The following is an 11,980-nucleotide window of genomic DNA, read 5'->3' on the forward strand; positions in this document are numbered from 1 at the left end:
ACGCACGAACTCCACCGGGTCCGCGCAGTTCTGCTGGTACAACGCCAAAAACGTCCGCGCCTTCTTCTCCTCGTCCGCGATCACCACCGGCCGGCACGTGCCCACCGCACGCACCCACTTCGACACCCCACGCGGCAGACGCCCCGAGCGCTCACAAAACTCCACCACTCGCGACGCCACACGGCACGCGAACGCCTTCACACGTTCCTGGCGCGCCTGCGTCAGCCGCACGAACGGCGACCCCGTCACCAGCACGCTCGCGAAGCTGGCGTCGCCGTCGCCGCTGAAGTAGCTCGGGCACCCCCACCGGAACCCGACCCCGCGCAGCACCATCCGCTCCACCGCCTCGAACCCGGCCGTCCCGCTCGACACCGGACCCGGCTTCACCTCCCGCCCGCCCTCCGTCCGCACCACCGTCCCGGCCTCGTACCCGGTCACCTCCGTGCCCGCCCCGGCCGAACCCGGGGACCCCTTGGGCCGGTGGTAGTCGGCCCCCAGCCGCACCTGCGCCGCCACCTGCTCGGCCGTCGCCGACGGGTACTGCTCCCACCACGCGATGGCCGCCTGCACCCGGGCCACGTGGGCCATGTTGTCCAGCAGCCCGAGCACCTTCCGCAACTGCTCGCCCACCGGCAGGAAGTCCGACAGGCCCCGCTTCACGGTGCGGTCCACGTTCCCCTTCACCCGCACGTACTCGGACGCCGGCACCTCCCGCCCGCGCGACACGTCCGCCGGGTCGCACACCCACAGCCCCTCCTCGCGCTCGTCGTCCCCCTCGGCCGTCACCACGCCCCACCCGCACCGGTCCACGGTGCTGCCCCCGGGCGGGGTGCGGATCAGTTCCGGCTCCACGTGGCGCGCGTACGGCAGCCCGTCCGACCCCTCGTCGCCCACGAAGAACCGGAGCGTCGTCTCGCCCTCCACGATGAGCCGCCGCCGGCACTCCTCTTCCCGGTCCTCTTCGCCCTGCCCCCACTCGGCGAACTCGCACCACTCGGCCCACGCGCGGGTACACGCCGCCACCAGCGCCGGAGCGGCGCCGCGGGCGCGGGGGACGAAGCTGATCTGAACGGGGCCGATGAAGTTGGAGACGTGGTCGCGGAACCCGAGCGCCAGGTGGTTGCGGGTACACAGGTCGCGGGCCAGGGCGACGTGCTGGCGCCACTCCTCCTCGTTCAGGTACGAGAGGGGCGCGCGGGTGCGGTCCTGGGTCCGCTGGGCCGGGCGGTTCACCCGCCAGCCGCCGGGACCGGGGAACCCGTCGCCGGCGTCCAGCCAGTCCTGCGGGGCCAGCAGGTTGTCGAGCGACAGGAGGGTTTCTTCGAGCCGCCGCACCTTGGCGGCCAGCGCGGTGCGGAGGTGCGCGTGCGCGTCCGGCTCGGGGAGCGGGGCGGGGGCGTCGAGGGCCGTCAGGGTGATCGCCGGGTACATGCCCGGCCGATGGCACCGGCGCGGGGGAGAGGCGGCGGGTGTTGTGAGTGTGGTCCGCTCACTCCGTGCGCGGTCGCCCGGGGCATCGGGGGTGCGTGGCGCGGTAACGGGCCGGCACGCCCGCGGAGCCAGTCATATGCGCGGAGCGACCGCTCACGGAGTGAGCGGACCACACTCCGAACCAGGACGCGCCGCATGAACGTGAAAGGACCGGATTCCGGCCGCGGCGAGCGGCACCACCGGCGCGCGTCAGTCGGCCTTGGTTTCACCGGCCGGCGACCCGCCCTCGGGGGCGCGCGAGCGGGACGGCAGCACCACCCAGCGCGAGTCGCCCGGGCTCTCGGGCATGGCCCGGAGGGCCTCGTCGCGGGTGGGGAACCGGCCCTCGGACAGCCAGCTCTCGCCCGGGCGGCGGGACAGCAGTTCGTAGCTCAGGTCAACGGCCAGCACCGCGTCGATGGCGGCTTGTGAAAGGAACATGGTCGGGCTCCGTCGGGGCGTCTTGCGCTACCAGAAGTTATCGGGGAGCGCTAACGAATGTTGCCCGGAATTCTCCCGACACGGCCACTGCCGCCAACCGACGTGACAGCCGCACGAGGTGCGGAGGCGTCAGCCCAACGGAACCTCGAACGCGATCCCGCCCCCGAACCGGCACGCCAGCAGGGCGTCCGCCCGGCGGCCGGCGCGGCGCAGACGAGTTGCCCCCAGGCTGGGCGCCCCCTGATCGGCGGGCGCGCGTACTGCTGGGGGTCGGTAAGGCTCGGTTAACCGGCAGGGCTCAGGTGTTGTCGTAGAACTGCTGGTCAGTAACTCCGTCTTCGGCGGTCAGCTTGAACTTTCTGCGCGCCGCCCTCGCGTAAGCGGTGGGAAGAGTGTCGTGGCTCGTCGGGACCGGGAAGCTCACCTTGTGACCATCGATGTACTTATAGAACATCGTATGAGAGCCCTTGCCCCGGCCGGTATCCTCAAACACCCCAAAAGCGAACAGGGCTCGTCTGAGCTGACGCAATGAGAGCGGACGATCCACGGGCGACTCCTCGCATCAGGCCGTCGCGCACTCGGCGTCCTCGTCCTCGTACTCGCGGGCGCTCACGCCTTCGATCTTGTAGTCCGGCGCCTCGAATTCGATCGCCATCTCGCCGATCGCCACGTCCTTGCCCTTCGCAAACATGACGTAGTATTCGCTCGGTGCGGGCGTGAAAAGGACGTTCGGCGATTGTTCCTTGATCGCGCTGCTGACCTGAAGTTCGATCGCCTCGCACAACATGTTCATGGCTTCGTGCTTGGTGTCACCGAAGCCGAGCAGATCGAACTCCAGGCAGTGGGCAACAACGACACTGCGGTCGGCCTTGTCACGGTAAAACACAATTCGGAGTGGTGTTCGGGCGGTAATCTGTTTCATCGGCCACCTCCGCCAGCCACGCGTTTCCTCCTGCCTCACGAATCGCGAGGCGCACCGAGTGTTGGGGATAACCGCAGTGCCCTGAAATTGTAGCTGAAAGTCATTCGCACCGCAGTCTTCGCCGCAGAACATTTTTCCGGCGGTCTTCGCGAGCGCGGCATTCTGCTGCTACTGCGCACGCTCACGGTGCCCCGCGCCCGGCATGCGTCCGCCCCGAAGGCGTCAGCCCGGCGGGACCTCGAACGCGACCCCGCCCCCGAACCGGCACGCCAGCAGGACGCCGACATCCGGGTTGTATTCGGAGGCGCTCGGGTCCGGTTCGCCGGGCGGGGCGTGCGCCGCGCACCCGGCCCGGTACTCGGCCCAGGTGATGCGCCGGGCGGCCGGGTCGCGGGCGAACGCGAAGTAGCCGTCGCGCCCGTGCGCCGGCGGGACCCACCCGACCTCCGGCGCCGTCGTCAGCCGCACGGCGGTGACCGGGTGCCGGGCGCGGATCGCGTCCCCGTGGGCGATCCAGACCGCGGCGTCGCAGGTGACCGCCGCGATCCAGCCGCCGCGGGAATCGAGCGTGCAGGCGTCGGGGTTGATGCCGAGCCCGCGGAGCCAGTCGAAGGTGGGCCAGATCTCGCGCGGGTAGACGGTCATGGTCAGTTGCCCCTCGCGCCGCCGGAGCGCCTCCAGCCGCTCGGCGTCCGCGGGGGTCGCGTCGCCGCGGCGGTGCCGGTCGTTCAGCGCCGCGAGTTCGCACTGCACGCGAATGAACTCGGCCCGGCCCGCGCGGCCGTCGCTGAGGCGGCCGGACCCGCCGCACCGGCGGCAGGTGTGCCACGCCCCGGCGGGCCGGAGCGACTGCACGTCGCGGCCGAACACGCGGCCGGCGTCGCACTCGCCGCAGGTGGCGTCGGCGGCCTGCTCCTGGAGCCAGTCGGCGTACACGAGGCGCGGGGTGTCGTCGGCGGGCGCGGCGATGATGGCGGCCAGCAGCGCGGCTTCGTCGGGGTCGGTCATGGGGTCACTCGCCCGGGTGTGCGCGGAGGAACGCCTCCACCTCGGGCGTGGTCGGGATGATCCCGCACGCCTCCAGCATCACCACCTCCCCCGGCGCCTCCCGCGACAGCCGGCACGGACCCGGCACCACCGCGAAGTCGAACAGCGTCAGCCGACCGCCCTCCCACGAATAAATCTGACGCGCCTTACCCAGCACCACCTCCCGCCCGTGGTGACCCCGGTACTCACCGCACACGCAACCCTGATCCCGCGAACGCACGATCACATACGCACCCGGCAACGGCATGGGAAAATCCTCGTGTGTAATGTGGGGCTTGTTTGGGGTTCCGTAGCCGCCGTGGCCGTAGCCCCCGCCGTTCCCGTAGCCGCGGGCGTAACCGCCTTCCAAGCCGCTACCGGTGCCGTCGATGTCGCAGTAGCCGAAACCGCCGCGGCTTTCACCGCTGCCGGTGCCATCGCCGTGGCCGTTGTTGAGGTCGTCGTTGTGACCCCGGTCGTTGTCACCATCGCCGCCGCCGTCACCCGCACCAGCGCCTTCACCCTCGCCAGCAAGGTCGGTCACCCGGGGCGGGGCCGTGCCCTCGTCGCGCACCCAGGCGGCTTCGATCCCGCGGCCGTGCTCGTCGAGCCAGTCGGCGTACACGAGGCGCGGGGTGTCGTCGGCGGGCGCGGCGATGATGGCGCGGAGCAGCGCGGCCTCTTCGGGGTCGGTCATGGTGTCACTCCCCCGGGTGCGCCCGCAGGAACGCTTCCACCTCGGGCGTCGTCGGGATGATCCCGCACGCCTCCAGCATCACCACCTCCCCCGGCGCCTCGCGCGACACCCGGCACGGCCCCGGCACCACCGCGAAGTCGAACAGCGTCAGACGACCGCCCTCCCACGAGTAGATCTGACGCGCCTTCCCCAGCACCACCTCCCGCCCGTGGTGACCCCGGTACTCGCCGCACACGCAGCCCTGGTCACGCGAACGCACGATCACATACGCACCCGGCAACGGCATCGGAACCTCCTCGTGGGGGATCAGGTGTTGGAGCTTGGGCGCGGCGCGGGGCTCGCGGAAGTGGCCGTCGCCGTCACCGTCGCCGGTTCCGCTACCATCACAGCCGCCGTCGCCGAGGCAGCGGCCGTTGCCCCGGCCGGTGCCGTCGCCGTGAGCGACGCCGCCGCAGTCGGCGCGGCGACGGTTGTAGCGGACTTGGTCGCCGTAGCCGTGGCCGTGGCCGTGGCCGCGGCCGTAGCGGCCGCCGCCGCCGTAGCCGGCTCCGCTACCGTCACCATTGCCATCGCCGACCGCGGTCACCCGGGGCGGGGCCATGCCCTCGTCGCGCACCCAGGCGGCTTCGATCCCGCGGCCGTGCTCGTCGAGCCAGTCCGCATACGCGAGCCGGGCCGTCACCTCGCCCGGGTGCGCACCGATGGCGCGGAGGAGGGCGGCCTCTTCGGGGTCGGTCATGGGTATCACTCCCCCGGGTGCGCGCGCAGGAACGCTTCCACCTCGGCCGTGGTCGGGATGATCCCGCACGCCTCCAGCATCACCACCTCACCGGGCGCCTCACGCGACAGCCGACACGGCCCGGGGATCACGGCGAAGTCGAACAGCGTCAGGCGGCCCCCCTCCCACGAGAAGATCTGACGCGCCTTACCCAGCACCACCTCCCGCCCGTGGTGCCCCCGGTACTCACCGCACACGCAACCCTGATCCCGCGAACGCACGATCACATACGCACCCGGCAACGGCATCGGAACCTCCTCGTGTGTAATGTGGGGCTTGTTTGGGGTTCCGTAGCCGCCGTGGCCATAGTCGTTGCCGTCGCCATCGCCCCGGCCGTCACCCCGGCCATCCCCCCGGCCGTCACCGTAGCTGAGCAGTTCACCGCCGCCGAGGCCGTCGCCGCGGCCGCTGCCGGCGCCGTCGCCGATCCCGAAGCCGGCGTCACCGCGGCTGTAGCCGTCGCCGTGGCAGTAGCCGCCACCGTCGCCCCGGCCGCCGCCGTGTCCACTGCCGTAGCCGTAGCCATCGCACTCGCCGTCGCCCTCGCCGTGGCCAGAACCGTAGCCGTCGCCATAGCCGTCGCCGTCGCCCCCGCCCCCACCGTAGCCGTTGCCGCGGCCGGCGACTCGGGTCACCCGGGGCGGGGCCGTGCCCTCGTCGCGCACCCAGGCGGCTTCGATCCCGCGGCCGTGCTCGTCGAGCCAGTCCGCATACGCGAGCCGGGCCGTCACCTCGCCCGGGTGCGCGGCGATGGCGCGGAGCAGCGCGGCTTCGTCGGGGTCGGTCATGGTGCTACTCCCCCGGGTGCGCCCGCAGGAACGCTTCCACCTCGGGCGTGGTCGGGATGATCCCGCACGCCTCCAGCATCACCACCTCGCCGGGCGCCTCGCGCGACAGCCGACACGGCCCCGGCACCACCGCGAAGTCGAACAGCGTCAGCCGGCCCCCCTCCCACGAATAAATCTGACGCGCCTTCCCCAGCACCACCTCCCGCCCGTGGTGACCCCGGTACTCGCCGCACACGCAACCCTGATCCCGCGAACGCACGATCACATACGCACCCGGCGCCGGCATGGGAAACTCCTCGTGGGGAATCAGGGGGCGGAACTCTCGGGCGGCGCTGGCCTCGTTGCCGTGGCCGTCGCCGCAGTTCGTACCTTTGCCGTAGCAGTAACCGTAGCCGCGGCCGTAGCCGTGGTTGCCGTCGCGAATGCTGTAGTCGTCGATTTCACAGCCCCCGCCGCCGGCGCCGTAGCCGCGGCCGTCACCGCGGCCGCCGCCGTCGCCGCAGTTCGTACCATCGCCGTAGCCGTCGCCGTTGCTGTCACCGTAGCCGTCGCCGTCACCATCACCGTTGCCGCTGCCGTGGCCATCGCCGGTGCCGGTGCCGTCGGCGTCGCAGCCACCGTCACCATCGCCGCCGCCGACTCGGGTCACCCGGGGCGGTGGGGAGCCCTCGTCGCGCACCCAGGCGGCTTCGATCCCGCGGCCGTGCTCGTCGAGCCAATCCGCGTATGCGAGCCGCGCCGTCACCTCGCCCGGGTGCGCACCGATGGCGCGAAGGAGCGCGGCTTCGTCGGGGTCGGTCATGGGTGTCACTCGCCCGGGTGCGCCCGCAGGAACGCCTCGACCTCGGCCGTCGTCGGGATGATCCCGCACGCCTCCAGCATCACCACCTCACCCGGAGCCTCGCGCGACACCCGGCACGGACCCGGCACCACCGCGAAGTCGAACAGCGTCAGACGACCGCCCTCCCACGAGTAGATCTGACGCGCCTTCCCCAGCACCACCTCCCGACCGTGGTGACCCCGGTACTCGCCGCACACGCAACCCTGATCCCGCGAACGCACGATCACGTACGCACCGGGTGAAGGCATGGGAAACTCCTCGTGTGTAATGTGGGACTTGAATGGTCCTGTGGGTTTATCACCGTAACCGAAGCAGTTGCCGTAGCCCCTACCGTTGCCCTCGCCGCAGCCATAGCTGCAACCGCTGCCGGAGCCGTTGTTGAAGTCGCTGTAGCCTTCTCCGCAGCCGTAGCCGCGGCCACGACCGCCGCTGCCAGTGTTGTTGTGACCGGAACCGTAGCCGCTGACGTAGCCGTTGCCCTGCCTGCGCCAGTAGCCGTTGCCAAAACAATGGCCGCTGCCGTTGCCTTCGCCTTCGCCGTGACCGCCGCCGGCGAGCACGTTCACCCGGGGCGGGGCCGTGCCCTCGTGGCGCACCCAGGCGGCTTCGATGCCGCGGTCGTGCTCGTCGAGCCAGTCCGCATACGCGAGCCGCGCCGTCACCTCGCCCGGCACGGCGGCGATGGCGCGAAGGAGGGCGGCTTCTTCCACGGTCACGGCAGTTCCGCTCCAGTCGTTCCGGGTCGGTCCGGCGGCTCGCGTCTTCAAGTGCTCCTGCAAACGTACACGGCGCGTGTGCGCGGTTCCAGGGCGGGCGCGTTCGTTCCCGAGGTGACGCGCCCCACTCACGCCACCAGCTCCTGCAAGCGGATCACGGCGGTGGCGAGCGCGTCCGGGCCGTCGTCGTGGTCGCCGTTGGGCCAGTCGCGCAGTTGCTCCACCAGCACCCGGCCGCCCGGGGTGCCGCGCACCCGGATCTGGCCGCGGCGCAGGTAGTCGTTCAGCGCCCGGATGCGGATCGCCTTTGGCGCGCTGTTGATCTTCTCCGTGTACACGAACGACAGCACCCGCCCCTGCTCCCGACGCTCCCGCAGCACCCGCTCCGCCGCCGGCCGCAGCAGCCCCATCGTGTTGTTCGCCTCCGCCACCAGTTCCACCGGCCGCCACTCCGCCGCGATGTCGATCGCCCGCTCCACCCAGCCCGGCTCCCGCCGCAGCTCCGCGTCCACGTACAGCAGCCCGAACCGCGACAGCCCCAGCTTCACGTGCGCCTGGTAGTCCGCCTTGTCGCTCACACCCTTCGACGGGTCCAGGCTTTGCAGCCGCAGCACCAGGTCCGACGGCCAGTCCGTGAACCACAGGTCCGGCCGGTCGAAGCACTCGGGCGGCCACTCCGCCCCCTCCAGGGTGCCCGGTACGCCCTGGTACTCGCTCTCGAAGGCGCTGCCGCCCACCGCCGCGCGTACCAGCATCAGGTCAACGAGTGGGAAGCGGTCCGGCCAGTACACCACCCCGCCCCGGTCCATCTCCGCGCGGTGCTCGGCGTAGAACGCCCGCGCCGTCGCCTCCCGCCCGTCGTCCGCCATGTTCGAGGCGATCCGCTCGAAATCTGCCCACAAATCGGCCCGTTCCGGCCACGAATGCACCGCCCGGTGGACCCGCCCGGACCACCCCGGGAGCTGCCCCAGCCGCACCGCCACCGCTTCCCGGTGCAGCGCGCTGCCCACCGCCAGGAAGTTGGTCCGCTCGTTCCCCGCCGGGATCACCTCGCGCGTCGCCCACTCCCACGCGCGGCGGCGCATGACCGGGCTGGTCACGTCCTCGTTGCTCTGGATGTCGTCGAAGATGATGAGGCTCGGGCGCTCGCTCCGGTTTCGCCGGCCGCGTACTTTCTTGCCGCTCCCCAGAGCTTCCACCAGCGACCCGTTCCGCAGCCGGATGCGCGACTGCTTCCACTCCGGCCCCGGCCCGGTCGCCTCCGGGTACGCCGCGGCCAGCACCTCGTTCTCCTCCAGTTCCTTGCGGATGTGGCGCAGGTGCAGGTCGGCCTGGTCGCTGGAGTCGGACAGGATCAGGGTGTACGGCTCCCACCCCTCGGCGGCGCACCGGAGCGGGTACGCCAGGGTCTTCCACGTACTCTTGGCCCCGCCCCGGGGGGCAATGTCCGACCGCTTCACCCCGCGGGTGAGGTGCAGGTTGTGCAGCTCGCGGTCGAACAGGGCGTGGAAGTCCGCGGGCGGGAACCGGCCGAAGTAGTGCGGCAGGAACCGGGCGTTCCACGCGCCCGGGGTGAGGTCACGGGCGCCCGCCCGTTCCGCCGCCCCCCACAGGCGGCGGAGCGAAGAGGGGCCGCAGGGCAGCGAGCAGTCGGTCGAGTTCATCGGCGGTGATCCCCGACAGGTCGGGCAGGTCCGTGTCTTTGGCCGCGCCGGCGTCCGTGAACATGCCCAGGTGCCGGGCCACGGTGACCAGGGCGGCCTGCTGGTCGTTGAGCCGGGCTTCCACCCCGTCCTTGGTCTGCTTCACCCCGGCCCACAGCGCCCGGGCGCCCGGGGACAGCCGCCGCGTGTCCTTCACGTACACGGCCCCCACCCCGTCCCCGAAGCACTCGGGGCACTTGGGGGCCGGGGGGCGGCGCGGGTCGTACCCGGGGCCGCCCAGCGGGTCGAACGGCTCGTCGGCCTTCTTGCCCTCGGCGTGGGCGGCGCGGGCGGCGTCCAGCTCGCTCTGGGTCCAGTGGTACCGGTGCCCGTCCCCGTGGCAGTACCGGCAGCAGGTGCGGCGGTGCTCGATGATCTCGTTCGGGTCGGCGGTGGCGATGAGCCACAGCCGCTGGAGCACGGCGTCCGGGGTGAGGGCGGGCCGCTCGGGCGGCTTGGCGCACCCGGTGGCGGCGGCGATGGCCGCGGCGATCGGCGGCTTCTTCAGGTTCTGCTCGCCGATCTTCCGCGCCGAGTGCGTGCTGTACCCGGCCCGCACCGCCGCCCCCGACGGGCTCCGGTCCACGAGGTACTCCTGCACGAACCGCTGCTGCCGGGGAGTGAGCTTCATGAGAAGGCAAAAGGTAAAAGGGTAAAGGCAAAATAAGACAACCTACCCCCCGGCCCCCTTCCGCGTGCTCGCCGGCCCGGTCAGCGGAGCTTCCGTGGGCCGGCGGAAGGGAAGGGGAGCAAGACCGAAGACAACCCACCCCCAGCCCCTCCCTGAAGGGAGGGGAGCAAAGGCAACCCACCCCCAGCCCCTCCCTGAAGGGAGGGGGAGGAAAGGCAACCTACCCCCCAGCCCCCTCCCTGAAGGGAGGGGGTGGCGCCGGGAGCGTTGGTCCCGGGGCGAGAGAGGGGGCGTGCGGGGCGACCCACCCCCGGCCCCTCCCTGAAGGGAGGGGAGCAAAGGCAACCTACCCCCCGGCCCCCTCCCTGAAGGGAGGGGAGCAAAGGCAACCCACCCCCAGCCCCTCCCTGAAGGGAGGGGAGCAAAGGCAACCCACCCCCAGCCCCTCCCTGAAGGGAGGGGAGCAAAACCACCGCGGACCCGAGGCGGAATCGGTGCACTCGTGCCTTCCTCCCCTCCCTTCAGGGAGGGGCCGGGGGTGGGTTGCCTTTCCTCCCCTCCCTTCCGCCGGCCCACGGAAGCTCCGCTGACCGGGCCGGCGAGCACGGCGAGGGGCCGGGGGTGAGTTGCCTTTTGCCTTTTCACTTTTGCCTTACTCCCATCTCGGCCAGCAGGTCCGACGCCACCGCCAGCAGCGCGTCCATCAGCGGCCAGCGGTCCCCGCTCAGCGGCACCCCGTGCCGGGCGGCGATCCGCTCCAGCCGGTCCCGGTGCGGGCCGCGCAGCAGGTCCGGCAGCGCCCCGGCCACCCGCCCGCGGTCCGCCCGCACGAGGGCACGCAGCCCCCGCTCCAGCGCCTTCAGCGATCGGTCGTCGCCGCCCCCGCCCGGCGCGGGTGTAACCCCCGTTACACCCGCGACACGCGACTCCGGTGTAACGGGAGTTACACCCGCGTCACCCGACTCCGGTGTAACCCCCGTTACACCCGCGACACGCGACTCCGGTGTAACGGGGGTTACACCCGCGTGCGCGGCGTCGGCGAGGTCGCGGGCCACCTGGGTCGGGCTGACGCCCTCGGCCCGGGCGATTTCGCGCAGCGAGCGGCCGTCGTCCCGGGCGGCGCGGACCCGCTCGACCCGCGAGGCCCGCACCGCCTGCCGTTCTTCGGGCGTCAGGTGCCGCCGGTCCACGTTCAGCGCCAGGCACTCGGCCCGCGCCGCCTCGTCGCCCAGCGGCCCGCGGTGCTGCACCGGCACGTCCAGCCCCAGCTCGGCGGCCAGTTCCAGCCGGGCGGCGCCGTCGATCACGCACCGCTCGCCCCACGCGGGGCTGTCGTAGGTCACCACCCGCACCAGCACCCGCTTGTGCGCGCGGATGCTGGCCGCCAGCTCGTCCCGCTCCTGCGCGGTGTGCGAGCGGATCAGCCGCGCGAACGGGAAGTGGTACGTCACGTTCCCGAACCGCAGCGCCGGGATCGGTTCCGTCATACAACTGCTCCTCCGCCGGTGCGGCGCGCGCAACACGGCCGCTACTCAACCAATGACACCGGGGCCGCGCGCCCCGCCCTCCGCGCTCCTGTGGTCACCCCCGGTCACCCGGTTGGCCGGGGGGTGTGACCGCCGTAACTCCTTGCGGCGCAAGGAGTGGTCACCCCTGGTCACCCTGGTCACCCTGTTTCCTGTTTTTGTCCATCGCACACCGGCTCGCCGGTGTAACGTGTCGCCGGTGTAACGTGGTCCGGCGCTCGTTACACACGCGCCAGGGGGGGCGGCGGAGTGTTACGGGGGGTAGAGAGGGTGTGACCGGGGTGACCGCGGGTGACCACGCCTTGCGCCGCAAGGAGTTACGGCGGTCACCCGGGGGTGACCAGAGGGTGACCGGGGGTGACCAGGGGGGAAGGCAACCCACCCCCGGCCCCTCCCTGAAGGGAGGGGAGCAAAGGCAACCCACCCCCAGCCCCTCCCTGA

At 71.9% G+C, this 11,980-nt stretch carries 13 protein-coding genes; all 13 read right to left on the reverse strand.

Annotation, left to right across the window (positions count from 1 at the left end; translation table 11 throughout):
• On the reverse strand, positions 1-1,431 hold a 1,431-nt coding region (locus tag R5W23_RS03885), incomplete at its 3' end, for a phage portal protein (protein ID WP_320685195.1).
• Between the two features lie 249 nt (positions 1,432-1,680).
• Entirely contained in the window at positions 1,681-1,911 is a 231-nt protein-coding gene (locus R5W23_RS03890) for a hypothetical protein (RefSeq protein WP_320685196.1), read from the reverse strand.
• Between the two features lie 298 nt (positions 1,912-2,209).
• The gene (locus tag R5W23_RS03895) at positions 2,210-2,458 is read right to left on the reverse strand and encodes a hypothetical protein (RefSeq protein ID WP_261188200.1); all 249 of its coding nucleotides are present in this window, start codon (positions 2,456-2,458) and stop codon (positions 2,210-2,212) included.
• A gap of 15 nt (positions 2,459-2,473) precedes the next feature.
• The gene (locus R5W23_RS03900; RefSeq protein ID WP_320685197.1) at positions 2,474-2,833 is read right to left on the reverse strand and encodes a hypothetical protein; all 360 of its coding nucleotides are present in this window, start codon (positions 2,831-2,833) and stop codon (positions 2,474-2,476) included.
• Positions 2,834-3,055: 222 nt separating this feature from the next.
• On the reverse strand, positions 3,056-3,841 hold the full coding sequence (locus R5W23_RS03905; RefSeq protein WP_320685198.1) for a TIGR02996 domain-containing protein: 786 nt from the start codon (positions 3,839-3,841) through the stop codon (positions 3,056-3,058).
• 4 nt (positions 3,842-3,845) lie between these two features.
• Positions 3,846-4,556, reverse strand: coding sequence for a DUF6948 domain-containing protein (locus tag R5W23_RS03910; RefSeq protein WP_320685199.1), 711 nt, complete (start codon positions 4,554-4,556; stop codon positions 3,846-3,848).
• A gap of 4 nt (positions 4,557-4,560) precedes the next feature.
• Complete coding sequence (locus R5W23_RS03915) at positions 4,561-5,295, reverse strand: DUF6948 domain-containing protein (protein WP_320685200.1); 735 nt, start codon at positions 5,293-5,295, stop codon at positions 4,561-4,563.
• Positions 5,296-5,300: 5 nt separating this feature from the next.
• Entirely contained in the window at positions 5,301-6,122 is an 822-nt protein-coding gene (locus tag R5W23_RS03920) for a DUF6948 domain-containing protein (RefSeq protein ID WP_320685201.1), read from the reverse strand.
• Positions 6,123-6,126: 4 nt separating this feature from the next.
• Complete coding sequence (locus tag R5W23_RS03925) at positions 6,127-6,924, reverse strand: DUF6948 domain-containing protein (protein ID WP_320685202.1); 798 nt, start codon at positions 6,922-6,924, stop codon at positions 6,127-6,129.
• 5 nt (positions 6,925-6,929) lie between these two features.
• Entirely contained in the window at positions 6,930-7,679 is a 750-nt protein-coding gene (locus R5W23_RS03930) for a DUF6948 domain-containing protein (RefSeq protein WP_320685203.1), read from the reverse strand.
• Positions 7,680-7,807: 128 nt separating this feature from the next.
• Positions 7,808-9,343: a hypothetical protein gene (locus R5W23_RS03935; RefSeq protein WP_320685204.1), complete on the reverse strand. Its 1,536-nt coding sequence runs from the start codon at positions 9,341-9,343 to the stop codon at positions 7,808-7,810.
• Positions 9,258-10,013 (reverse strand): terminase small subunit, encoded by a 756-nt coding sequence (locus tag R5W23_RS03940; RefSeq protein ID WP_010047379.1) that lies wholly within the window; start codon positions 10,011-10,013, stop codon positions 9,258-9,260. Before R5W23_RS03940 ends, R5W23_RS03935 begins: the two co-directional genes overlap by 86 nt.
• 641 nt (positions 10,014-10,654) lie before the next feature.
• Complete coding sequence (locus R5W23_RS03945) at positions 10,655-11,500, reverse strand: hypothetical protein (protein ID WP_320685205.1); 846 nt, start codon at positions 11,498-11,500, stop codon at positions 10,655-10,657.
• Positions 11,501-11,980: the final 480 nt, after the last annotated feature.

This window comes from Gemmata algarum (genome assembly GCF_034097035.1).
Lineage (GTDB): Bacteria > Planctomycetota > Planctomycetia > Gemmatales > Gemmataceae > Gemmata > Gemmata algarum.

Coding starts and splice junctions, on each gene's coding strand:
- R5W23_RS03935 (WP_320685204.1), bottom strand. CDS start 9,343: ATGAACTCGACCGACTGCTCGCTGCCCTGCGGCCCCTCTTCGCTCCGC.
- R5W23_RS03940 (WP_010047379.1), bottom strand. CDS start 10,013: ATGAAGCTCACTCCCCGGCAGCAGCGGTTCGTGCAGGAGTACCTCGTG.
- R5W23_RS03905 (WP_320685198.1), bottom strand. CDS start 3,841: ATGACCGACCCCGACGAAGCCGCGCTGCTGGCCGCCATCATCGCCGCG.
- R5W23_RS03945 (WP_320685205.1), bottom strand. CDS start 11,500: ATGACGGAACCGATCCCGGCGCTGCGGTTCGGGAACGTGACGTACCAC.
- R5W23_RS03890 (WP_320685196.1), bottom strand. CDS start 1,911: ATGTTCCTTTCACAAGCCGCCATCGACGCGGTGCTGGCCGTTGACCTG.
- R5W23_RS03910 (WP_320685199.1), bottom strand. CDS start 4,556: ATGACCGACCCCGAAGAGGCCGCGCTGCTCCGCGCCATCATCGCCGCG.
- R5W23_RS03920 (WP_320685201.1), bottom strand. CDS start 6,122: ATGACCGACCCCGACGAAGCCGCGCTGCTCCGCGCCATCGCCGCGCAC.
- R5W23_RS03925 (WP_320685202.1), bottom strand. CDS start 6,924: ATGACCGACCCCGACGAAGCCGCGCTCCTTCGCGCCATCGGTGCGCAC.
- R5W23_RS03900 (WP_320685197.1), bottom strand. CDS start 2,833: ATGAAACAGATTACCGCCCGAACACCACTCCGAATTGTGTTTTACCGT.
- R5W23_RS03915 (WP_320685200.1), bottom strand. CDS start 5,295: ATGACCGACCCCGAAGAGGCCGCCCTCCTCCGCGCCATCGGTGCGCAC.